General features: G+C 34.5%; 20 protein-coding genes. 8 read left to right on the top strand and 12 right to left on the bottom strand.

The features are described from left to right. Window positions 1–46 precede the first annotated feature (46 nt). From ASG22_RS17205 to ASG22_RS17170, 8 genes are all read right to left on the bottom strand, one after another. Entirely contained in the window at window positions 47–1,231 is a 1,185-nt protein-coding gene (locus ASG22_RS17205) for a hypothetical protein (protein ID WP_055987356.1), read from the bottom strand. A gap of 106 nt (window positions 1,232–1,337) precedes the next feature. Then, window positions 1,338–2,171 (bottom strand): type 1 glutamine amidotransferase, encoded by an 834-nt coding sequence (locus ASG22_RS17200; RefSeq protein ID WP_055987355.1) that lies wholly within the window; start codon window positions 2,169–2,171, stop codon window positions 1,338–1,340. A 33-nt stretch (window positions 2,172–2,204) separates the two neighbouring features. Next, window positions 2,205–3,323 carry a carboxylate-amine ligase gene (locus ASG22_RS17195; RefSeq protein ID WP_055987353.1) on the bottom strand — a complete coding sequence of 373 codons (1,119 nt, stop codon included), beginning with the start codon at window positions 3,321–3,323 and terminating at the stop codon, window positions 2,205–2,207. A gap of 25 nt (window positions 3,324–3,348) precedes the next feature. Next, window positions 3,349–4,302, bottom strand: coding sequence for a RimK family alpha-L-glutamate ligase (locus ASG22_RS17190; protein WP_055987351.1), 954 nt, complete (start codon window positions 4,300–4,302; stop codon window positions 3,349–3,351). A gap of 53 nt (window positions 4,303–4,355) precedes the next feature. Next, window positions 4,356–5,069, bottom strand: a complete 714-nt coding sequence (locus ASG22_RS17185) for an alpha/beta hydrolase-fold protein (RefSeq protein ID WP_055987386.1) — start codon at window positions 5,067–5,069, stop codon at window positions 4,356–4,358. 32 nt (window positions 5,070–5,101) lie between these two features. After that, on the bottom strand, window positions 5,102–6,313 hold the full coding sequence (locus ASG22_RS17180) for an acetyl-CoA carboxylase biotin carboxylase subunit family protein (protein WP_055987348.1): 1,212 nt from the start codon (window positions 6,311–6,313) through the stop codon (window positions 5,102–5,104). 141 nt (window positions 6,314–6,454) lie between these two features. After that, entirely contained in the window at window positions 6,455–7,870 is a 1,416-nt protein-coding gene (locus tag ASG22_RS17175; RefSeq protein WP_055987346.1) for a M17 family metallopeptidase, read from the bottom strand. Between the two features lie 2 nt (window positions 7,871–7,872). After that, window positions 7,873–8,994: an alpha/beta hydrolase gene (locus tag ASG22_RS17170; protein WP_055987344.1), complete on the bottom strand. Its 1,122-nt coding sequence runs from the start codon at window positions 8,992–8,994 to the stop codon at window positions 7,873–7,875. 208 nt (window positions 8,995–9,202) lie between these two features. On the opposite strand from ASG22_RS17170, the gene glgB reads away from it, so the two are divergent. From glgB to apaG, 7 genes are all read left to right on the top strand, one after another. Further along, window positions 9,203–11,149: a 1,4-alpha-glucan branching protein GlgB gene (glgB, locus tag ASG22_RS17165; protein ID WP_055987343.1), complete on the top strand. Its 1,947-nt coding sequence runs from the start codon at window positions 9,203–9,205 to the stop codon at window positions 11,147–11,149. A 3-nt stretch (window positions 11,150–11,152) separates the two neighbouring features. Beyond that, complete coding sequence (locus ASG22_RS17160) at window positions 11,153–12,559, top strand: glycogen synthase (RefSeq protein WP_055987341.1); 1,407 nt, start codon at window positions 11,153–11,155, stop codon at window positions 12,557–12,559. Window positions 12,560–12,757: 198 nt separating this feature from the next. Beyond that, window positions 12,758–14,026 (top strand): glucose-1-phosphate adenylyltransferase, encoded by a 1,269-nt coding sequence (locus tag ASG22_RS17155; RefSeq protein WP_055987339.1) that lies wholly within the window; start codon window positions 12,758–12,760, stop codon window positions 14,024–14,026. 83 nt (window positions 14,027–14,109) lie between these two features. Then, window positions 14,110–15,150, top strand: coding sequence for an SRPBCC domain-containing protein (locus ASG22_RS17150; RefSeq protein ID WP_055987337.1), 1,041 nt, complete (start codon window positions 14,110–14,112; stop codon window positions 15,148–15,150). Between the two features lie 123 nt (window positions 15,151–15,273). Then, window positions 15,274–18,081 (top strand): 2-oxoglutarate dehydrogenase E1 component, encoded by a 2,808-nt coding sequence (locus ASG22_RS17145; protein ID WP_055987336.1) that lies wholly within the window; start codon window positions 15,274–15,276, stop codon window positions 18,079–18,081. A 38-nt stretch (window positions 18,082–18,119) separates the two neighbouring features. Next, the gene (odhB, locus tag ASG22_RS17140; protein WP_055987333.1) at window positions 18,120–19,373 is read left to right on the top strand and encodes a 2-oxoglutarate dehydrogenase complex dihydrolipoyllysine-residue succinyltransferase; all 1,254 of its coding nucleotides are present in this window, start codon (window positions 18,120–18,122) and stop codon (window positions 19,371–19,373) included. An 82-nt stretch (window positions 19,374–19,455) separates the two neighbouring features. Then, window positions 19,456–19,845, top strand: a complete 390-nt coding sequence (apaG, locus tag ASG22_RS17135) for a Co2+/Mg2+ efflux protein ApaG (protein ID WP_055987331.1) — start codon at window positions 19,456–19,458, stop codon at window positions 19,843–19,845. A 20-nt stretch (window positions 19,846–19,865) separates the two neighbouring features. On the opposite strand, the gene ASG22_RS17130 is transcribed toward apaG, so the two are convergent. From ASG22_RS17130 to ASG22_RS17120, 3 genes are read right to left on the bottom strand one after another with little or no spacing between them, the layout of a single operon-like run. Then, complete coding sequence (locus tag ASG22_RS17130; RefSeq protein WP_055987329.1) at window positions 19,866–20,420, bottom strand: 3'-5' exonuclease; 555 nt, start codon at window positions 20,418–20,420, stop codon at window positions 19,866–19,868. A gap of 21 nt (window positions 20,421–20,441) precedes the next feature. After that, window positions 20,442–21,431: a glycosyltransferase family 2 protein gene (locus ASG22_RS17125; RefSeq protein ID WP_055987328.1), complete on the bottom strand. Its 990-nt coding sequence runs from the start codon at window positions 21,429–21,431 to the stop codon at window positions 20,442–20,444. Continuing rightward, the gene (locus ASG22_RS17120; RefSeq protein ID WP_055987326.1) at window positions 21,432–22,310 is read right to left on the bottom strand and encodes a lysophospholipid acyltransferase family protein; all 879 of its coding nucleotides are present in this window, start codon (window positions 22,308–22,310) and stop codon (window positions 21,432–21,434) included. A gap of 79 nt (window positions 22,311–22,389) precedes the next feature. On the opposite strand from ASG22_RS17120, the gene ASG22_RS17115 reads away from it, so the two are divergent. Continuing rightward, entirely contained in the window at window positions 22,390–22,959 is a 570-nt protein-coding gene (locus tag ASG22_RS17115) for a thioredoxin family protein (protein WP_055987324.1), read from the top strand. Between the two features lie 37 nt (window positions 22,960–22,996). On the opposite strand, the gene ASG22_RS17110 is transcribed toward ASG22_RS17115, so the two are convergent. After that, window positions 22,997–24,358, bottom strand: a complete 1,362-nt coding sequence (locus tag ASG22_RS17110) for an aldehyde dehydrogenase (protein ID WP_055987322.1) — start codon at window positions 24,356–24,358, stop codon at window positions 22,997–22,999. Window positions 24,359–24,545: the final 187 nt, after the last annotated feature.

Here is a 24,545-nt window from a genome sequence, read left to right as displayed (position 1 = left end):
GGCATCGAAGATGCCGCCGAAATTTTTATTTGTTTGTATTTTGTATCTATTCTGCAACAAAAAATGCATTCGAACTGCCAATCCAGATGGCATCTTTTTTATTAAAATCTACATTTACCATTGCGGCTTTTGTCATTCTTCCCAAATTTTCCAATAGGATAGGGCGTTCGTCATTTTCACGCCAGATATATAATAAACGGATTTCGGCTTTTGAAAACTCACCGTTAATATCTTCGAACACCGGTTCGTAAGTGACTTTTCGTTGTAAAATATAATTTTCTTTATCTTCAATTGCATCCGTAATTTCTTTGGTTGGCTTTAAATTTACGCCGCTTCCCGCAAAAGAAAATAAAGGTTTTAAAACAAAATCCTCAAGGTCTTCATTGTCTGGGAATTCATGCAGAAAATAACTTTTCGGAACAAATTGATGTTTTAAATAAGGTAATAAAAATTTAGAAATTTTAAAAAACCAATTCGGATGAGTAACCCAGGTTACCTCAATATCTTCACGGAAATCAAATTCAACTTTTAAATCAGGAATTCTGTCCAGTTCATCGAAAATGATACGATTATAAATTCTTTTAATTTCGATTGGTTTTCCCTCATTTTCATAGAATAATTTTTTTCCTTCTTTCTTTACTTTTGTTAAGCAGACCGTTTTTATTCCTAATAATTTTTCAGTTAAAGCAAAATCAATCGCTGTCTTTTGTTTTTCAGGATAAATTTCAAGCAGAATTACATTTTCGGGATTTTCATTGCCAATAATCACTTCTTTTAAGTAGTTTTTAAATTCCTCATGCGGCATTTTGTTTCTGATTTCTGAAAGAAAAGGATAGACTTCACAAAATGAATCTTCAAAAACTTTTTGAAAAGCATATAACGAAGGAAAAGCTTGAAGTTCAATGAGCTGTGGCTCTATTTCGCCGTTTTCACTTTTGCAGATTCCAAAATCGATGGTGAAAAAATGAGGTTTTTCGGTATCATTCGGAACCCTGCAATTGTCAGGAATAGCTTTCTGTAAAGTTTCAGATGGTATATTTTTAATTTGATCAATAATGCTTTCCGTGACATCCAGCAGTTTACTTTCAAATTCTTTAGTAAGAAAAAACGGACTTTCAGAAATTCTGAAACCTGGTTCTAATCCACTTTTTTGCTTTAAAAGATCTTTAAGCTGATCGTATTTTTCCTGTGAAAATTCCTCATTAAACTGCTTTCTGTATTTTGGAATCATATTTTTTTCTTTTGTGATTTAAAAAATCGGACACTCTTTGCCCGATTTATATATTGTTGTTTATTACAATAATTCTTCTGAATTTGTCAGAGAACGTATTATAATTTTAAGCGTTAGTTTTAATTTGCTTCAAAATATTTTCTTTCGCAGACTGCAGAAATCTCGGAAGAATCTGAGCTTGCGTGAGCATAATTTTATCCTCATCATCCATTCTGTCAACAGTTTCAAGATATTTTTCCATTCCGTAGTTTTCAATCATGGCATTTTTATTCTTTTCGTCTTTAAGATTTTCAATCATACCTTCAGAATTTGCTTCAGGATGAAACTGTGTTCCGAAAATTTCTTCCGAAAAACGAATGGCCATAATCGCTCTTTCCAAATTAATGTGTGGACGGAACTTTTCAATAGCGACGATTTTCATCCCCAATTTTTCAAAACGATCATGATCAGGCTCTATAAACTGAAAAGCCCTTGAATCTACTGCGTAAAAAGGATCGGGAAGGTTTTCAAATAAAAACTCATTTTCGCCTTCTTTTGTTTTGTGAATAGGCATCACTCCAAAAGAATACGATTTTCTTCGGTTGATCATTCCTAACTCCCAATGAATACTTGCCAATTGGAAAGAATGGCAGATCAGAAATAAATATTTTTTCCTGTCATTTTCTTTATTATATTGAAAAACAGAAGTTAAAAAACTTGCAAACTTATCTTCCCATTCTAGTCCTTCTCTGTGAGGATTTCCGGGACCACCGGATGATATGAAAATATCAAAATCTTCCACATTTGGCATTTCATTTTTAAATCTCACATCAAAAGTCTGAATACTTACATTTTCTTCGGAACTCCACTGAAAAGCTTCAGAAATTTCTTTAATATTTCTAAACCCTTGATTTACATTGTTGTTATTCATATCCAGCAAAGCGATTCGAATATCTTTCATACTACATTATTTTCTGCCAAGTTACCAAAAATATTACAAAGCTGTCTCGCCATGTGTGATGCCATATTCTGTCTCTGAGATCATATAATCAACAACTTTGGTCAAATCTCCAGTCTCATGGAAGATCTTAAGCTGCCGGTCTGCGCCTGTTCCGTTTTCAAGGATTTTCCAGGCATATTCGACTTCTTTTCTACAACCCAAATCATCCACGACATCATCAATAAACTCTAAAAGTTCTTTTAATAAATGAGGATAGGGAACAGATTCTTCTTTACCAAAATCAATCAAATGGGCTTCTATTCCACTTTTTGAGGCTCTCCATTTATTTTCGTTTAATAATAATCTTCTATAGCTTCGGAAGCTTAAATTTTGCTGATGAAGTTTATAAATTTTTGCTACCAAACTCTGCATAATTGCCGCCATACACACCGTTTCATCAATTCTCAACGGCATATCGCAAATTCTAAACTCAATAGTAGGGTAGAATGGATGAACTCTTAAATCCCACCAAATTTTCTTAGCGTTGTCAATCGTTCCTGTTTTAACTAAAAGATCTACGTAACTGTCAAATTCTGCCAAAGAATTAAAGTAGCTTGGAATCCCTGTTCTTGGGAATTTTACGAAAATTTCCTGTCTATAAGATTTGAAGCCTGTATTTCTTCCGATCCAGAAAGGCGAATTCGTTGAAAGCGCATACACGTGAGGTAGAAAATAACGCATCACATTCTGAATTCTCACACCTTCTTCACGATTTGGAATTCCGATATGAACATGCAGTCCGAAAATAAGGTTTCCACGGGCAACATCTCCCATATCATCTACGATTTTATTGTATCGTTCTCCATCTGTAATTGTATTATGCTCCCAGTTTGAAAATGGGTGAGTTCCACCTCCGGAAACGCGAAGCCCCTGTTCATGAGCTGTATTGATAAGGTGTCTTCTTAAATTCGTAAGCTCGGCCCTTGCTTCCTGAATATTCTGGCAGATTCCGGTTTCCATTTCAATCATGGATTCGTGCATTTCGTGCTTTAAGTTTTCACTTAAAACTGCTTTTCCGCCTTCAATAATTTTCGAAACATGAGAGATCAGATCTCTGCTTTCAACATCGATGATTTGATATTCTTCTTCGATTCCAATAGTAAACTGATGCATTTTTTTTCGATGTGTTTATAGTTGTTTATTTTACTGAATCTTTTACGAAAGTTCCCCAGGAAATATTAGGTTTGCCAGGAATATATTCTTTGGCTTTTTCAATCGCAAGTTTTGCCGAATGTTCCACAATCCATGCGAAGTTTTCTTCACCAACAGCATTTCTGTCGGCATCCGGAGCCGGATTACAGAAGTCGATGGCATAAGGAATTCCGTCTCTTACCGCAAATTCTACCGTATTGAAATCATACCCTAAAGCTTTATTCATTTTGATTGTGTAATCGTGAATGGTCTTTAATAATTTTTCCAATTCTTTACCTTCGGTCTGGTGAGTTGTTGCATATCTCAAATGAGGTGCATTTCTTGGCTCATAAGGCATAATGTGAACATATTTTTGCCCGAGACAATAAACTCTGTAATAATCATCAAAAACAATTTCTTCCTGTACCATCATTACCAATTGCTCAGTTTCACCCAGTTTATTCCAAAGATCTTCAGGATTTTCCACTCTGTAAACGCTTTTCCAGCCACCGCCGTCGTGAGGTTTCATGTAAGCAGGAAATCCTACGTATTCAAAAATATAATCCCAATCGTGAGGGAATTTTAAATTTCTGAAAGATGTTTCTGAAGTATTGGAAGGTCTCTCGTATGAAGGCAATAAAACTGTTTTCGGAAGCGGAATTCCCAATTTTGACATTAAAGCATTGTTAAAAAATTTTTCGTCTGCACTCCACCAAAAAGGATTATTGATAACATAAGTTCCATTGAGCGCTGCATTTTTCAAATAAGCTCTGTAGAAAGGTACATCCTGCGAAATTCTGTCGATAATTACTGCATATCCGTAATCCGCTCCTTGTTCCAGCTTGTCGATATGTACAGGTTCTGCAATGATTTCTCCGCCGCCTAATTCATTTACTTTATCGATAAAAGCCCAGGGAAACGTATCTTCCATACCGAATAGAATTCCTACTTTTTTTGCCATAATTGTATTTTTTTAATTTTTTATATTAATATTTTGATGTAAGTCTAACGTTTTTAAGAAAAGAAATTCCCTATGAATGTAGGGAAAACCATTCTCCACAATACCCAGTCATGGTTGATCCATTTTCGTTCATCGTACCAGAAATCAATTCCTTTTGTCCTTAAGATATCTGCCATTTCGAGATTTTTATCTTTACAAATGTCTTGATCAGATGTGCTTAAAACAATATGCATATGCTTATATTTCCAGGCTTCGTCATTTTTTACAAACTCTCTTGGGCAATTGAAATAAACCAGGTCATCAGAATATCCATCCATGAAATTTCTGATGCTGAAAGCGCCTGAAAGACAGAATAAATGTGAAACAACATCTGGGAATCTAAACGCAAAATTTGCTGCATGATAACCACCGAAACTTGCCCCCGCAACCGCAACACGATGTACTTTGTGAAGTTTTTGGATATAAGGAATGAACTCTTTAATTAAAAACTGAACATATTTTTCGTAATTTCTGATTCTTTGTTGAGGAGAAATATTATCGTCGTAAAAACTCCAAGCATCAATCGTCTGAATATTGTAAAGCTTAACTTTTCCCTGTTCGATAAACCAATTAATGCTTCCATTCAAATGAAAATCATGGTTTTGTGTATATTGTCCCTGAGAAGTCGGAAACATAATGATCGGATGACCATAATGACCTGTAATTTCTACTTTGAGGCTTGTTCCTAAAATATGTGAGTAATAATCTGTATGTTCTATGTGAGGCATTTTTCTTCTTTTAAGATTTTCAATTGACAATTTTAGCTTGTCGGTTTGCTTTTGGGAGGTAAAATATTCAGCATTTCTGCATGAATTTTTTCGGCTGCAAGATCCAGTTTTTCCTGTATAACAGCTGCATCGCTTGATTTGTAAACAATTCCCACATGATAATCGATCGGTAAAAATTTTACAACTTCTTCACTTTCAAACTGACTGTAATCGGGTTCTTTATCTTTAATTAAAGCAATAATTAATCCCGAATAATAATCTGTAGATTTGGCAATAGTATAATCTTTTCCTCTCAGTAAAGCATCTTCAATTTTTGCCCATTCTCTCCAAATATTAATATTGCTTGAAGCTTCTACTAAATCTGGAATATGCGCTCCGCCAACTCTTGAAGATGTTTCCAGAAAATAGTATTTTCCATCGTCTTTACTACGAATAAATTCTGTGTGAGTAGCGCCGTTCATTAGTCCAAAATTTGAAAGAACTTTTGTGTTGGCTTCATCAAGAGCTTTAAATTCTTCAGAATATCTTCCTAATGTTTTTGTTCTGAAAACTCCGCCTTCATGAGAAACCTGCATTGGCGGTGCCAGATATTTTGAGGCAGATGTGAAAATGATATTTTTGTTAAATGTAAGACTGTCGACGTGATAAACATCTCCGGGTTTGAAACTTTCCAGCAGAAAAAGGTGTCTTTCCTCACCCAAAGCATTTAGTTCGTCCCAAAGTTCTTCTTTGGTTTTGATTTTTTTAATGCCTGATGCAGAAGCTTCTGAGCGAGGTTTTAAAACCCACGGAGAAGGAACTTTTTCCACAAAAGCATTAACCTCGTCATTATTGAAAACAGCGGTAAATTCGGGCATATTAATTCCCGAATCCTTTGCTTTTTGTCTCATGGCAAGTTTATCTCTGAAATAACGATGCGTTGTCTGTCCCATCCCCGGAATTCTGAAAGACTCTCGGATTAACGCAGCTTTTTCAACATCGTAATCATCGAGGGCAATCACAGCATGTACTTTTCTGGTCTGCATCAAATGAGAAAATCCCTGAATTAGATGTTCCAGATTCCATACGGAAGGTTTTACTTCAGGCATGTAGAATACTTCATTTATAGCATCCCATGGCCAGTTTTTTTCTTTGAGATTTTCAGATGTTACTAAGATTACTTTATTACCAAGCTTGTGCATTTCATCCATGAAATCATAGCCTTTGTAATAGCATGAAATACATACTATCGTTTTCGTCTCCATATAACGTTTTTTAGTTTTTAATGGGTTTTCAAAAATAAAATTAAATTTTTGTTAATTACTTAATATAAAAATTTAAAATATAGTATGTATTTGAAAATTGCCTTACCAATTATACAGAGATTTTTTGTAATAAACTAATTTTTAGTGATAATTTTCGATTAAATCTACAAGCAATTGTACACCAAAACCGGTTGCAGCCTTCTCTTTAGCATATCCTACATTTCCGAAAGCAACTCCTGCAATGTCTAAATGAGCCCATTTTGGATGGTTTTCAATAAATTGTTCTAAAAATTTTGCTGCAACAATACAGTCTCCGATAGGCTTCATGGAAATATTTTTCAGATCTGCCACATCAGATTGAATATCATCTTCCCAGACATCCCAAAGCGGTAAATTCCATAATCGCTGATTGGTTTTATCACCAGTTTTCAATAAAATATTTTTTAATTCTTCATTATTAGAAAACATCGCTCCGCAGGTATCTCCAAACATTCTTACCGAACTTCCGGTTAAGGTAGCAAGATCAATTAAAAAATCTGTTTTGTAATTTTTAGCCATGTAAGAAAGTCCGTCTGCGAGGATCATTCTACCTTCCGCATCGGTATTGAGGACTTCGATGGTTTTTCCGTTATAAGCTGTAATTACATCACTTGGAAGGAAAGCGTTTTCGGAAATGGCATTGTCAGTGATCGGTAAAATAGCGATAATATTTACCGGGAGCTGCATTTCTGCGGCATAAATTAATGTTCCTAAAACAGCCGTCGCGCCACCCATATCCGATTTCATATAATGCATATTGTCGGGATTTTTTAACGAAACTCCGCCTGTGTCGAATAGAACACATTTTCCGACCAATCCGAAAGTCTTAGCATTTTTTACGGTAGTATTATACTCCAAAATCGTAAAAGCTGCATCATAAGCACTTCCTTGATTAACAGAGAGATAAGCTCCCAAACCAAGTTCTTCGCATTTTTTTCTGTTAAATGAAGTGTATTTTATATCGTGCTTCTTTGCTAAATTTTTAAGATATAGACTGAAAGTATCCGGCTTTTTTAAATTGGCCGGTTTATTTAACCAATCCTGACAGGCAGTTTGTCCGTTGCTTAATGCTTCGGTCCTTTGGCTTATTGTATCTAATTTTTTCTGACTTAAATTTTCAAAATGAATTTCAAACTTAACATTCCAGAAAGAATGAGTTTTTTCAAAAGGATAGTTGTACGTTCCTATTAAAAGACCTTTTATAAATTCCTCAAACTGTTTTTCATTCATAAAATCTGCTAAAACCAATGTAGGAACTGCTTGTAAATTTTTCTTTTGAGTTTGAGAAAATTTCGTTGCGACCTGTTGAATTTCAAAATTTTGAAGATCAGATTTTCCTAAACCGATAAAATAAGCAATTCCCTCTTCCTGAGCATTAATGAAAACCTCATGCTTTTTACCTGTAAAAAAAGTGGAAATATTTTTATTGAAACTTTTATTCGTTTTTGCCCATTCTTCCTCGGTGAATAAATGGAAAATCTGCCTGTAGTCTTTATTTTTTTTGTTAATTAGTTTCATAATTAATTATTAATGCTTTTTTGTTGTGGTTTTACTTCCACGGGATTTTCTGTATTGTTGTAAAACAGCCATTCTATCGCCCTCGGAAATTCCTGAGACCAATAAAATTCATTATGTGTTCCTTCCGGATTTATGCTTGTCTTAAATTCAAAATCAAACAGATTTTTCTTTTCCCAGCGTTTTAAATATTCTTCAAAAATTTCAATTCTTTTTACCATTTTAGAACCTTCCTGACCGCCTCCATAAAGATAAATTTTTGTTTTAAAAGGTACCCGGAAATTCATCATCGGGAAATTATTATTCGGCTCCACCCAAAGTGACGGAGAAAAAATCAATAATTTTGAATACACTTCAGGATATAGAAAACCGCTGTAAATACTAATAAGAGCACCTAAAGAACTTCCCCCAATTCCGGTATTGTCACGGTCTTTTTTTGTTCTGTATGTTTGATCTACATAAGGTTTCAACGTGTCTGTGATGAACCGGATGTATTTCTTACCTTCCGAGCCGTTGGCAACATTATCGTTATCGAAAATATATTCTTTAATTCTGTCTTCACTGCCGTGTTCTATGGCGATAATAATGACATCACCACGTCTGTATTCGGCAAGAATGGAAAGTTTTTTATCGATTTCCCAATTTCCGTATCCGCTTCCTTCATTAAAAAGATTTTGTGCATCCTGAAGATACAAAACAGGATAGCTTTTGTTGGATACATAATAATCATAGGGGAGAAGCGCCCAAACCTTTCGGTAACGGTCAAGCTGCGGAATATAAAATTCATCGGAAATCACCTCAGCAATCGGAAAAAATTCTTTTTTGAATGGTCCCCAGTTTAATCTCCATTTTTCTACCGTATCAGAAGATTTTTCTGTTGATTTTAAAGCTTTTCTATTAGGTGTAATATTTCCGTATTTATCAAGTTCTACGTTTTCCCATCCGCCTTTTGTAAATTTATAATCAATTTCCTCTGGAAGAATTTTGTTATTAATGTCAATGGAATAGCGATTGGAATCATTTTTTGTTAATTCATAATGATTCTCCTTTGGATTCCAGCTGTTGAAGTTTCCTGTGATATAAATAGGGCGGTCGTCAATTTCTTCGGTGTATAATTCAAACCTCATCTTGTGCTCTTAATCTGTTTAACTGCTAAATTTATAAAAAATCTTTTAGCTTAAATGTTTAAATTGGCATAAAAATCGAATAAAAAAACAATACATTTGATGAAAGCAATTATATCAGTGAATTGATAATGATTATTTCATCAATGAATAACTTTATGTATTCAATTTTTTCGTAGTTTCAAGAAATTTAAAATTAAACCAAACCGTGATGAATTCGGTTAAAACCTACACGCTTTTTACGGATCATGATATTTATCTTTTTAAAGAAGGTAAACACTATAAGCTGTATGAGAAATTTGGGGCACATTCTGCTGAGAAAGACGGTGTTCAGGGGATTTATTTCTCCGTATGGGCTCCCAATGCAAAGAAAGTTTCTGTAATCGGGAATTTTAATACATGGAATTCTCAGGATCATATTTTATTTCCACGATGGGATGGTTCCGGTATTTGGGAAGGCTTTATAGCAGGGCTTACATGGGGAACCTTGTATAAATATGCCATAGAAACTTATAGTGGAGAGATTCTTGAAAAAAGTGACCCTTACGCATTAAGCTGGGAGCAAAATTTGCAGGCAGCGTCGTTAGTTTCTACCAATTGGTACGAATGGAATGATAAGGAATGGATGAAAAACCGTTGGAGAAAAAATACATTGAGCGCACCGATTTCCGTGTACGAAATGCATTTAGGTTCTTGGGTAAGAAGTACTGACAATCCTGAAAGGTTTTTAAATTATCGGGAAATTGCCGAAAAACTTGTTCTTTACATCAGAGAAATAGGTTTTACTCATGTAGAATTTATGCCGATCATGGAATTTCCTTACGATCCAAGTTGGGGATATCAGATTACAGGTTTTTTTGCTGCCAATTCACGATTCGGTTCACCGCAGGATCTCATGTTTCTTATTGATGAACTTCATAAAAACGGAATAGGTGTTATCTTAGATTGGGTTCCTTCACATTTTCCGGGGGATGCCAATGGATTATATAAATTTGACGGTTCTCATGTATACGAACACGGAGATCCCAGACGAGGTTTTCATCCCGATTGGAAATCGTATATTTTCGATTATGGAAAAAATGAGGTTAAGTCTTTTCTAATATCAAACGCCATGTTTTGGCTTGATCGTTATCATGCTGATGGACTGCGTGTGGATGCGGTAACATCTATGCTGCATCTCGATTATTCCAGAAATGAAGGAGAGTGGGAGCCGAATATTTACGGTGAAAATGTAAATCTTGAAGCAAAAAAGTTTCTACAGGAATTTAATACAGCTGTCTACAAAGAATTTGGAGATAATATTATTACGATTGCAGAAGAAAGTTCAGATTTTCCGATGTTGACAAAGCCTGTTCATGACGGGGGAGTCGGTTTTGGAATGAAATGGATGATGGGCTGGATGCATGATACGTTGGATTATTTTAAAGTAGAACATTCTGAAAGAAAATTTTCTCATCATAAACTTACTTTTGCTTCCGTATATATGTATAATGAAAATTATATGATGCCTTTGTCACACGATGAAGTAGTGCACGGAAAAGCAAGTTTAATTTATAAAATGAAAGGTGATGAATGGCAGAAATTTGCCAATCTTCGTGCGTTATATGTTTATATGTTTACACATCCGGGAGCGAAGCTGCTTTTTATGGGTGATGAATTCGGACAGACAAAAGAATGGAATTTTAAACAAAGTTTAGATTGGCATTTGCTTGAATATCCCGTCCATAAGGGATTGCAGACTTTAGTGAAAGATTTGAATCATCTATACAGAAATGAAACAGCATTTTACGAAAATCAATTCAATAGCAATGGTTTTGAATGGGTAGAAGCAGATGATGTGGAAAATTCCGTTTACATTTATTTGAGAAAAGGAAAAAAAAGGGATGATGTCTGTATGGTCGTTTTAAATTTAACTCCAAATGTTCTGGATTATAAGATCGGCGTTAATGCAGGAACTCACTGGGACGTTATTTTTAATTCTGATGATGAAAAATATAGTGGAAGTGGCGTAGAATCCGTAGTTTTTAAAGAACAATACGAACAGTGGATGAATCATCCGAAATCAATTAGTTTAAAATTGCCTCCGCTTGCAGGAATTATTTTAAAGCAGAAAAAAGATAAGAAGTATAAATTACATAGAATTAAGCATAAAAAATAAAAAATGACTGTTTATCATCTAAGTACGGAATGTTATCCGATAGCAAAAGTGGGTGGTTTGGCCGATGTGGTGGGAGCTTTACCGAAATATCAAAATAAAATAAAAGGAGTTGATGCCAAAGTGGTGATGCCCTGGTACAACAAACCTTTTGTTCATGAGCATGAGTTTGATACGGTTTTTGACGGCTTCATTCATCAGGACGGAAATATGCTGCAGGTTCAGGTTTTTAAAGAGAAAACCAATGTGCTGGGATTTGAATTGTATATGGTGAAAATTCCGGGGCTGTTAGATCGTGATAATCCTTATGGTTATGAAGATGAAAGCTATCAGTTTTTGGCTTTTCAGCACGGAGTTTTGCATTGGTTAAGTGCTATGCAGATTCGTCCCGACGTACTTCATTGTCACGATTATCATACAGGATTGGTTCCTTTTATGATTGAAAATTGTCCCGAATTTAGATTTTTAAAAGGTGTAAAAACTATAGGAACCATTCACAACGGCGAATATCAGGGAATGATGAGCTGGGAAATGGCAACAGTTCTTCCTTCTTTCGATTCCTATAAATGGGGAATGATGGATTGGAACGGCTTGATTAATCCGCTGGCAAGTATGATTAAATGTGCCACGGCTTTCACCACGGTTTCTCAGGGTTATCTTGAAGAGCTTTTCGTAAGTTTCCGAGGATTGGAAAGTTTGGTTCGTGACGAGTTTGGAAAAGCGTACGGAATCATCAACGGAATTGATACCGAAGTCTGGAATCCTCAGACAGACCCAATGCTTGATTTTAATTTTACGATTAAAAATGTCATTGAACAGAAGAAGAAAAATAAAGAAAAACTTTGCAAAGAATATGGTTTGAAGCCGGAACTTCCTTTATTTGCTTTTATAGGAAGATTCGCCACAGAAAAAGGAGCAGATTTTCTTCCTGATGTAGTCTGGAGAAGCATTAAACAAAGTTATGGTGGTTTAAATATTATGATTTTGGGTTCAGGAAATGAGTATATTGAAAATAAATTAAAAGAATATGATTATACCTACACCAATTTCGCATTGGATTTGGGATATAAAGAGCATCTTTCTCACAAAATATATGCTTCAGCAGACTTTTTGTTGATGCCATCAAGAGTTGAACCTTGCGGATTGAACCAGATGTATTCTATGAAATACGGAACAATTCCGATTGTGAGGTATACGGGAGGTTTAAGAGATACCGTTGAAGATATTTCAACGGGCGGCGCAGGAATTAACTTTACTTATCCCGGAGTTGATGATATTCTTCATGCGATGGATAGAGCATTGAGCATTTATCCTCAAAAAGATGTCATGGATAAACTCGTACACGCCAATATGAATTTTGATTTTGCATGGGAAAAATCAGCAGAAAAATACATAGCTTTATACAATAATTAAGACACTAAAAATCTTTAAATAAGAGCTTTTAAGCAATATTATGAAAATGATAATTCTGAAAAATATGTTGTTGAATAAGTCTGGATCTCATTAAAGTGAATATTTATTGAAAATATATAGGAAAAGGTACGGCTTTTGCCTTATTGCAGATAGTTAAAATATAAAAGTAAAACTAATAAAATAAACGCAGGATAATTTATGAATCGCAATGTTATATCCATTGTTTTGGGGGGAGGCAGAGGAACCAGACTTTTTCCATTAACGTACACAAGATCGAAACCGGCTGTTCCTATTGCAGGAAAATACAGATTGGTGGATATTCCTATTTCTAACTGTTTAAACTCTGGATTAAATAAAATCTTGGTTTTAACACAGTTTAATTCAGCTTCTTTAAATTCACATATTAAGAATTCTTTCCATTTTGATATTTTCAGCAAAGGTTTTGTTGATATCTTAGCAGCGGAACAGAATGTAGAAAATGAAAGTTGGTATCAGGGAACAGCGGATGCGGTTCGCCAGTCAATGAAGCATTTGGAGAAATATGATTATGAATATATCTTAATCCTTTCGGGTGATCAGCTTTATCAGATGGATTTTAAAGAAATGCTTGATTTCCATATCGAAAAAGGCGGTGATGTAACAATTGCTACCATTCCGGTAAATGCCAAAGATGCGACAGGTTTTGGAATTTTAAGTTCTGATGATGAAGGAAACATTACTTCTTTTGTTGAAAAACCGGGTTATGATATTTTAGATGGTTTAAAATCTGAAGTTTCTGAAGAAAATAAAGTTGCAGGAAAAGAATATTTAGCTTCGATGGGAATTTATATTTTCACGAAAAGTATTCTTAAAAAAATGTTTGATGAAGGAGCGGGCGATGATTTCGGAAAAGATATTATCCCTAATTCTATCGGGAAATACACGACTTTAAGTTATCAATATGAAGGATATTGGACAGACATCGGAACCATTGAGTCTTTCTACGAAGCCAATTTAGATCTTTGCCAGGATCTTCCCCAGTTCAATCTGTTTTCTTCTTCTCCGATTTACACAAGAGCGAGAATGCTACCGCCTTCAAAAATTAATGGTTCTTATGTAAGTAAAGCAGTTTTCGGAGATGGATGTATCATCATGGCTGATAAAATCGAAAACTCAGTCATTGGAAACCGAACAAGAGTAGATAAAGGAAGTACGATTGTTAATTCTTACGTCATGGGCGCCGATTTTTATCAGAATACAAAAGAAATTGTAATGAACGATGAGAGAGGACAGCCCAATATGGGAATCGGAAAGTACTGTTATATCGAGAGAGCAATTTTAGATAAAAACTGTTATATAGGAGATAATGTAAGAATTATCGGAGGAAAGCATTTAAAGGATGGAGATTACGGCACCCATTCCGTGCAGGACGGTATTGTGGTCGTGAAAAAAGGAGCAATTTTACCGGCGGGAACGCATATAGGATAAATTGAGATTATCTATTAAAATAAAAACAACACAAGAGTGATCAAGATATTGGTCACTCTTCATATTTATATTACTTTTGTGTAATGCGTTTTTTCAAAATCATAGCGGTACTTATTATTTTGCTGGGAGGAGCTTATGCGGCCTCCATGTATTATTTCGTGGATGAAAGCAAAGACTTCAAAATTGAAAAAGAGGTGGATTTCCCTTTGGAAAAAGTTTTTTCTCAATTCAATAACCTTCAGCATTTTACCCGTTGGAATAATTTCTTTACAAGTTCTCAATCGATTGATATTGATTATTATACACCTTACGAAGGACAGGGGAGTTCCATTAGTTACGTAGATTCGAAACAAGATACAGACGGAGAAATGTTCATTCGTTATGAAAATCCGAACAAAACCTTAAGATATCAGCTTTTTGAAGATAATAATGAAAATCCGACCTTGGTTGATGTTAAATTTAAAGCTCTTTCAGCCGAAAAAACAAAGATTACATGGATTGTACATACTCCAAAATTATCTGTTTTACAAAGAGTTGAGAATTTCTGGACAGAAGACAGATTTGCCGAAAATATTAATAAAAGTATGGCAAATCTTAGAAATGTGTTAGGAAATAAAGTGGAAAAAGACAATCAAATGGCTGCCATAAAATACGACAGCTTAATGGTTGAGAATGAAGAGGAAAAGTTGTTGTTGGGTATTAATGCAAGCACTTCCAACAAAAAAGATGCGCTTTACAAAAATATTGTAATGAATTTTAACAAAGTGTATAATTACACAACGATGGATCTTGGTAAAAAAGATGACGAATTCGGTTTTCCGGTCTTGATTACCGATGCAGATAATTACAAAGATAAAGAAGTATCTTATTTCTTAGGAATTCCTTTGTCTAAAAAGTTTGGAATTACAGATAATAACTTCAGTTTCAGGACACAGAATCCTACTCAGAATTATGTAATGTACTATAAAGGAAGTTACGAAGGAAGAGTGAAGGCTATACAACAATTAATTCAGAAGGCAAAGAAAGACGAGATGCGTTTTAATGATATTCGTCAGACTTTTATCGAACGCCCGATGGAGGATCAGGATGTTAATATGAAGCTCTCATTATCAGTATTTAAGTAAATTTGTCAAATTTATTTGTTTTATGGTTTTTTTAATAGTTTAAGGCTGTCACACCTCGGTTTTTTTTATTAAATTTGAAGCTTAATTCTACAAACAAATTTTAATAACAGATACACTGTAATAATGGACAGATTTTCATTCCTAAACGCAGCTCATTCTCAGTTAATTGAGGATTTATACCAACAGTATTTAAAATTCCCGGACTCTTTAGAACCATCATGGAAAGCCTTTTTTCAAGGCTTCGATTTTGCGTTGGAGAACTATGGAGATGAGGATAACGTTCAATATATTCAGGCTCCCGCTGCTCCTGTAGTACAGCAGGCAAATCAGGCAGCTTCAAGCGGTGAAGTTCCTGAACACATCAAAAAAGAATTTAAAGTTGTAAACCTTATCGAGGCGTACAGAACGAGAGGTCATTTGTTTACAAAAACAAACCCGATCAGAGAAAGAAGACATTATACACCGACTCTGGATATCGAAAATTTTGGTCTTGAGCAATCAGATTTAAATACAAAATTCAACTGTGCTGTAGAAACAGGCATGAAAGGTCCTGCAACACTTCAGGAAATTATCACGCACCTTCAAAATATCTATTGCGATTCTATCGGGATAGAGTATATGCACATTAATAATGTTGAGGAAAAAGATTTCATCAAACAGTGGATTCAGGTTAATGAAAACCACCCATTGCTTTCTGCAAATGAAAAGACTGAAATTTTATTAAAATTAAATCAGGCAGTTGCTTTTGAAAACTATCTGCATACAAAATTTGTTGGTCAGAAAAGATTCTCTTTAGAAGGTGGTGAAACGTTGATCCCGGCATTGGATCAGTTAATTTCAAGATCTTCTCAATTAGGCGTAGATGAAGTGGTGTTAGGAATGGCTCACAGAGGTAGATTGAATGTTCTGACTAATATTTTTGGGAAATCTTACAAGCAAATTTTCTCAGAATTCGAAGGAAAAGAATTTGAAGAAGATGTATTCTCAGGTGACGTTAAATATCACTTAGGTTCATCTAAAAAAATAAAAACTGCTTCTGGAGAAGAAGTTGCCATTAACTTAACGCCTAACCCATCTCACCTTGAAACGGTTGCTGCTCTTGTAGAAGGGATCTGCCGTGCAAAAGTAGATGATAAGTATAAAGATTATTCTAAAATTTTACCAATCATCATTCATGGTGATGGTGCCATTGCAGGACAGGGTATTGCGTACGAAGTTGCTCAGATGATGACTTTGGAAGGATACAAAACGGGAGGTACTGTTCATATTGTTGTAAATAACCAGGTTTCATTTACAACCAACTATATGGATGCAAGATCTTCTACGTATTGTACAGATGTTGCAAAAGTTACAGAATCTCCTGTAATGCACGTAAATGCTGATGATGCAGAAGCGGTAGTTCACGCAATCCATTTTGCTGCTGATTTCAGAGCGAAGTTTGGTAAAGATGTTTATATTGATTTATTAGGATACAGAAAATATGGTCATAACGAAGGTGATGAGCCAAGATTTACGCAGCCTAATTTATATAAATCAATTTCTAAACACCCGAATCCAAGAGAGATCTATAAAGATCAATTATTGAAAGATAACGTTACTTCAAACGATGTTATTGCTAAAATGGAAACGGAATTCAAAGCTCTTTTAGATAAAGACTTTGATGCTTCTAAAGAAATTGAGAAAAACGTTATGGACGTTTTCATGGCAGAAGACTGGACGAATTATCCTATTGGAAAAAGAGGAGCAGTTCAGACTCCTGTTGATACAAAATATGACTTAGAGAAGTTGAAAGAATTGGCTATTCAAATGTCAACACTTCCGGCTGATAAAAAGTTCTTAAATAAAATCACAAGACTTTTCGAAAACAGAATCAATGCTATTGAAGGAAATTCTTTAGATTGGGCTCTTGGAGAGTGGTTGGCATATGCTACACTTTTGGTGGAAGGTCATAATGTAAGAATTTCCGGTGAAGATGTGGAAAGAGGTACATTCTCTCACAGACATGCCGTAGTAAAAACTGAAGATACGGAGGAAGAATATGTTCCTTTAAAAGAAGTTTCAGACAGCAGATTTGATGTTTTCAACTCTCACCTTTCAGAATATGGAGTTCTAGGTTTCGATTATGGTTATGCAATGGCATCTCCTAATACGTTGACGATCTGGGAAGCTCAGTTTGGAGATTTCGTAAATGGTGCTCAGATTATTGTTGATCAGTATTTGGCGGCAGCAGAAGAAAAATGGAAAATTCAGGATGGTTTGGTGATGTTGTTACCTCACGGTTCGGAAGGACAAGGTGCAGAACACTCTTCAGCAAGACTGGAAAGATTCTTAACACTTTGTGCTAATGAAAATATGGTGGTTGCGAATATCACTTCTCCTGCCAACTATTTCCACTTGCTAAGAAGACAATTAAAATGGTCATTCAGAAAGCCATTAATTGTTATGAGCCCTAAATCATTGTTAAGACATCCAAAAGTGGTTTCTCCGCTTGAAGATTTCTCAAACAAAGGATTCCAGCCAATCTTAGACGATCCAACTGCAGATCCTGCAAAAGTTGAAAAATTAGTGTTGTGTTCAGGTAAATTATACTTCGAATTATTAGCTAAAAAAGAAGAATTAAATGCTGAAAATATCGCATTGGTAAGATTCGAACAGTTGTATCCGTTACAGACTGACGCAATCGAAGCTGTATTTGCTAAATATTCAAATAGAACTTCAATCGTTTGGGCTCAGGAAGAACCGGAAAATATGGGTGCTTGGTCTTATATCTTGAGAAATTTCAGAGATACAGGAATTCAGGTAATTTCTCCTGTACCGAGTGGTGCTCCGGCTCCGGGAAGTCACAAAATGTTTGAGAAAAACCAAAATGCAGTAATCAACAGAGTATTCGACAGAGATGATGCTCCTGTAAAAAGACCTGTAACAGCTTAATTTTAAATAATAATTAATAAAAAAATAAAAAATACGATATGTCAGTTTTAGAAATGAAAGTTCCTTCACCAGGCGAATCAATTACAGAAGTTGAAATCGCAACTTGGCTTGTGAAAGATGGTGATTACGTAGAAAAAGATCAACCTATCGCTGAAGTAGATTCAGACAAAGCAACTCTTGAATTGCCGGCTGAAGAAAGTGGTGTTATTACTTTGAAAGCTGAAGAAGGTGATGTGGTACAGGTAGGACAAGTGGTTTGTTTAATTGATAGAGATGCTGCAAAACCTGCGGGTGGTGGCACTGATCCTGCTGCTGAAGCTCCAAAACAAGAGGAGAAACCGGCAGAACCAGCTAAACAGGAAGCTCCAAAACCTGCTGCTCCGGTTGCTGCTCCTCAAACGTATGCAACAGGTGCTCCGTCTCCTGCTGCTAAGAAAATTCTTGACGAAAAGGGTATCGATGCATCTCAGGTTTCAGGTTCTGGAAGAGATGGAAGAATCTCTAAGTCTGATGCTGAATTAGCGGCTGTTCCTGCAATGGGAGGAAGCTCTGTAACGGCTACAGGTTCAAGATCTACAACAACAACTAAACTTTCAGTTCTTAGAAGAAAAATCGCTCAAAGATTAGTTTCTGTAAAGAATGAAACGGCAATGTTGACTACTTTTAATGAAGTTGATATGTCTGAAATTTTCAGATTAAGAAAACAATATAAAGAAGAATTTGGTCAAAAACATGGAGTAGGACTAGGTTTCATGTCTTTCTTCACAAAAGCGGTTACAAGAGCATTACAATTATATCCTGATGTAAATGCATCTATCGACGGAGATTTCAAGATTAATTATGATTTCTGCGATATTTCAATTGCAGTTTCAGGCCCTAAAGGATTAATGGTTCCTGTATTGAGAAATGCTGAAAATATGTCTTTCGCAAACGTTGAAGGAAACATTAAGGATTTAGCGATCAAAGTAAGAGACGGAAAAATCACTGTTGATGAAATGACAGGTGGTACTTTCACTATTACAAATGGTGGTACTTTCGGATCGATGTTATCTACGCCGATTATCAACCCTCCACAATCTGCTATCTTAGGAATGCACAATATTATCCAAAGACCGGTTGCGGTTGACGGACAGGTTGTTATTCGTCCGATGATGTATGTTGCAATGTCTTATGACCACAGAATTATCGACGGTAAAGAGTCTGTAGGATTCCTTGTTGCGATAAAAGAAGGTATCGATAATCCGGTAGAAATTCTATTGGGTGGAGACGAAAGAAAAGGTCTTGGATTATAAGATTTTAATAAAATTATAATATAAGTTTACAATCTCGCCTGAAAAAGGCGAGATTTTTGTATTTATGTAATCAAATACTAAGATGATGTTTTCAAAAACGACCTTAAATATCAAAGTTTCAGTAATACCTGAATATGATAGCAAAAACAGTTTTCCGTCCGAAAACAGATACGTTTTCAAATACAATATAACAATCGAAAATGATGGTGATTTTCCTATAAAAATTCTTAAAAGAAAATGGCTAATCTTTGATGTTGGCTTTGGATATACGGAGATTATCGGTGATGGAGTAATAGGTTTAACACCGGAAATACCAGTAGGCGAAAATTTTGCTTATTTTTCAAATGTAATGCTTCGTTCCGGAGTGGGAAATATGAGCGGAAAATACTTGGTTAAAAACGCAGGAACACAGGAAAGTTTTGAGATAGATATTCCAAAATTTAATTTGTTATCAGAACTTTTAAGTAATTAATCTTAAAAAATTGAAAAGGATTAAAGCTTTTTGATCTTCAATTTCATATATTCAGAAATCTCTTCATTGCTGGTGATAAACAATTTTTCAAAGGCCAATAAGGAGATTTTTGCACAAACCTCTGCATCAGCACCTGCTCTGTGATGATTAAATTTGATCTGATGATGTTCAGCTAAATTTTTTAATCCATATTTCGGAAGGTAGTTCCATGATTTTTTAGCAAGCTGAATACTGCATAAATAGTCTAATTTAGGTGTAAACATTCCATAATAATCTAGACATCCCCGTAAAACTCCCGCATCGAAACTTGCATTATGGGCAATCATTAAAGTTCCGTACATCATCTCCTGAACTTCATACCAAATCTCATCAAAAGTAGGAGCATCTTTCACATCGTTTGGAAGAATACCGTGAACAGCAACATTAAACCTACTGAAATAAGGATAACTTGGGGGTTTTATCAGCCATGTTTTTGTTTCAACAATCTTAGAATCCTGAACAATACAGATTCCCAGCTCACAGGCAGAATTTTTCTCATGAGTAGCAGTTTCGAAATCTATTGCGCAAAAATCCATTTTATGTAAAATAAGTTTAAATTATTTTTTACCTCCTAAAAAGTGCTTAAAAATAAGCCATTTCGTTTGATAATATTTTGTAGTCTGATGCTTTTGACGACGTTTCAAAGTTCCTGGAAGTTGAGCATAAAATCCAAAATGACCTCTTGCAACTGCCCAAAGATGTGAAAATCCGTTTTTGTAAGCAAAATAAAATGATGCAATTCCGTCTAAGCATAATCTGAAAAATATCAACCAAATTAACTTCGGAAATGGTAAATTCTTCAACATCATTGATAAATTGTTTCTGATGTTTAAATACGTTTTCTGAGCACTTTGCTTATTTAAAGTTCCGCCTCCTACATGATAGACTTTGGATTTTCCTGTATAAAATATTTTCTTTCCAGAATTGATTAATCTCCAGCAAAGATCAATTTCTTCCTGATGGGCAAAAAATCTTTCATCAAAACCTTTCTGTTGCCAAAAATCTTTAGATCTTATGAACAGGCAGCAACCCGAAGCCCAGAAGATCTCCGTTTCATCATTATATTGCCCTTTATCTTCTTCTACATCATCGAAAGTCCGTCCTCTGCAATAAGGATAACCTAAATTATCAATTAACCCTCCACCGGCTCCCGCAAATTCAAAATAGTTTTTATTATTAAAAGATAAAATTTTAGGCTGAATGGCAGAAATTGATGAATTTTTTTCAAATAGATCTAAAACAGGTTCAATCCAATTTTCGTTGACTTCAACATCAGAATTTAGCAGACAATAATATTTTGCATCAATTTCTTTTAAACCTTCATTATAACCACCAGCAAAACCGTAATTTTTATCATTAATAACGATTTTAACAGTAGGAAATTTTTGTTTTAGATATTCAACTGAATTGTCATCAGAATGGTTGTCAATAACGTATATTTCAGCATCTTTGGAGAAAGTGATTACGCTGGGAAGAAATTTTTGAAGCCAGTTTTTACCATTCCAATTTAAGATGACAACTGCAAGATTTTTAGGTTGTTGTGTCATTTATTCGCCGTCGTAAGTTTTAATAGAATCCTGGTATTTCCATTTTCTGTGTGACCATAGATAGTTGTCAGGATTTTTTTTGATTGTATTTTCAAGCAGTTGATGAAACTTTCTTACCACTTCATTTTTCACAAACTTTTCTCCGTCGGAATAAATTCTATGGTAATTAACCTGATAAAAACCTCTTTTTACTTTCTTCATTTCACAATAAATGAAAATAAGATCCATTCTTGTGGCGAGTTTATCATAACCGATAAAGGCGGGCGTTTTCTGATTTAAAAAGTTTAAACCGTAATTAACATGAGCAACATGCGGTGTCTGATCTGCAACGAACATATAAATTGATTCACCATCATTTTTGTTTCTGAAAATATTCAAAATTACCTCGTTCGCTTCTAACGCTTCATTACCAAACTTATTTCTTACTATTTTCATCTGATCTTCCCAGAAACTGCTGTTTACTTTTCGGTATACCGGATGAGAATTTTTTTGTGGAGTAATAGTTGCCAGCGCATTCATCCATTCCCAATTGAAAACATGACCAGCCATCAAGATAATATTTTTGCCTTCAGCCTTAGCCTGGTGAAAAAGATCTTGGTTGATATGCTGCATTCTGACTTTTGCTTCATTTTCAGAAATACCAAAAGATTTAATAGTTTCAACAAGATAATCTGAGAAATTACGATAGAATTTTTTTCTTATTTCTGTTATTTCTGCATCAGATTTTTCAGGAAACGAATTTTTTAAGTTTTGGGTAATTACATTTTTCCGATACCCAACAATATAAAAGTTCAGAAAAAACATAATATCTGAAAAAATGTATAAAATTTTCAGTGGTAACTTAGAAATTAAGTATAATATTTTGATAAGGAAATTCATAAAACAGGCAAATTTACGGATAATAAAATTATGGTTCTATTTTTGATGATAATAACTATTATTTTTTTATTTTTATGTTATGAAAAAATTATCGTTACTAGCATTTTTGGGTTTAAGTTTTTTAGCTTTTTCTCAGGAGTTGAAAGATAAACCCGAAGCAAAAGATACTGACAAAGCCTTATTGGTAAAAGCAGATCATGCAGAATTGGATGCCAAGAAAAAATCAGCAGAAGAGAAAGCAAAGTTTCCTAAGCCTTACGATCCGAAAGCCGATGCGGAAAAAGATATCCAGAATTTGATTGCGAAAGCAAAAAAGGAGAAGAAAAATATTATGATTCAGGCGGGTGGGAACTGGTGTATTTGGTGTCTTCGTTTTAATCAATACGTACAGACAACTCCAGAATTGAAATCTATTGTAGATAAAAACTACGAATATTATCATTTAAATTTTTCTCCTGAAAACGAGAATAAAGAAGTATTTGCTAAATACGGGGATCCGGGAAAGAAATTTGGATATCCGGTTTTTATTGTTTTAGATAAAAACGGAAAAATGATCCATGTTCAGAATAGTGAAGTTTTGGAAGAAGGAAAAGGCTACAGCCTTGAAAAAGTAAAAGAGTTTTTCAAGCAATGGGCTCCAAAATCTTAAAATAAAAAACCGGAAATTTTCCGGTTTTTTTTGTTTTCTAAAGAAATTTTTTAATCCAATTTAATTTTTTATCTGAATAGGGAGGATATTTAATATTCGGTTCTCCCCATGTTGTTCTTTCTAGAACGGCTTTTTGGTGTGAAAAAGTCTCAAAACCGAACTTACCATGGTAATTGCCGATTCCGGAGTTTCCCACGCCGCCGAAAGGCAGATTATCATTTCCTAAATGCATAACTACATCATTAATGCATCCTCCTCCAAAAGATAATTTTTGAGTAAAGTTTTCTTTTTCTTCAGAATTATTTGTGAATAAATAAGCGGCTAAAGGTTTTTCGTGTTCTAAAATTTCGTTTAAAATAATATTAAAATTTGTAAATGAAATAATGGGTAAAATCGGACCGAAAATTTCTTCCTGCATAACTTCATCATCCCAATTAATATTCGTTAAAATCGTTGGTTCAATGTACAATTTTTCATTATCCGAAGTTCCTCCAAAGTAAATTTTATCTTTATTAATTAATTTTATCAATCGTTCAAAATTCTTTTGATTAATAATTCTTGTGTAATAATCAGAATCCGATGTATAGTTAAACTCCTGAATATATTTTCTAAGCATTTCTAAAAACTGCTCCTGAATTGATTCTTCAACCAATAAATAATCCGGAGCGACACAGGTTTGTCCGGCATTTAAAAATTTCCCCCAAACAATTCTTTTGGCTGCGACTTCAAGATTGGCTTCTTTGGTAATAATTGCAGGGGATTTTCCACCTAATTCCAACGTTACAGATGTTAAATTTTCTGCGGCAGCTTTATAAACAATTTTTCCCACTTTTGTACTTCCGGTGAAAAATATTTTGTCAAATTTTAATTTTAAAAGTTCTGTCGTTTCTTCAATGCCGCCTTCGTAAGCATAGACATATTCCGGTGGAAAATTTTCATTAATAATTTTCACCATGATCTTCATTGTATTTTCTGCAATTTCACTGGGCTTTAAAACACAGCAGTTGCCCGCTGCCAATGCTGCGACAATAGGAGAAAGTGATAATTGATAAGGATAATTCCATGCCCCGATGACGAGAATATTTCCTAATGGTTCCTGATGAATTCTGCTTGTTCCGATTTGATTAACAAGATTTGTATTTACTTTTTTAGGCTTTGAAAGGGATTTTAAATTTTTAAGGTAATATTTAATATCATTTAAAACAAAAGAAATTTCGGTAGTAAAAGTATCAAATTTAGACTTTCCAAAATCTTTCTGAATTGCCTCATATAAAAGATTTTCATTTTCTATAATCAGGTCCCTAAGTTTCTCAAGATACATTTTTCGAAATTTAATATTTTTCGTTTGCTGTGTTTTAAAAAAGTCTTTTTGTTTTGATACGATTTCCTGAATTTTCATAAATCAAATTTCAGGAATTATAGCAAATTTTTTGCCTAAAAACTCTAAAATATTTATAATGGGAATCTTTATCTGAAAAAGGATAATGAATATTATTTTCCGTTTAGTGGGTAAAGATTAGACGTATTAAATCGAATCTAATTAGTTTAGAGAAAGTCAAGGAGAGTGATAAAAGAAAACCCACTTC

This window comes from Chryseobacterium sp. Leaf405 (genome assembly GCF_001425355.1).
Lineage (GTDB): Bacteria > Bacteroidota > Bacteroidia > Flavobacteriales > Weeksellaceae > Chryseobacterium.
This window is presented reverse-complemented; position numbering and strand designations above follow the sequence as displayed.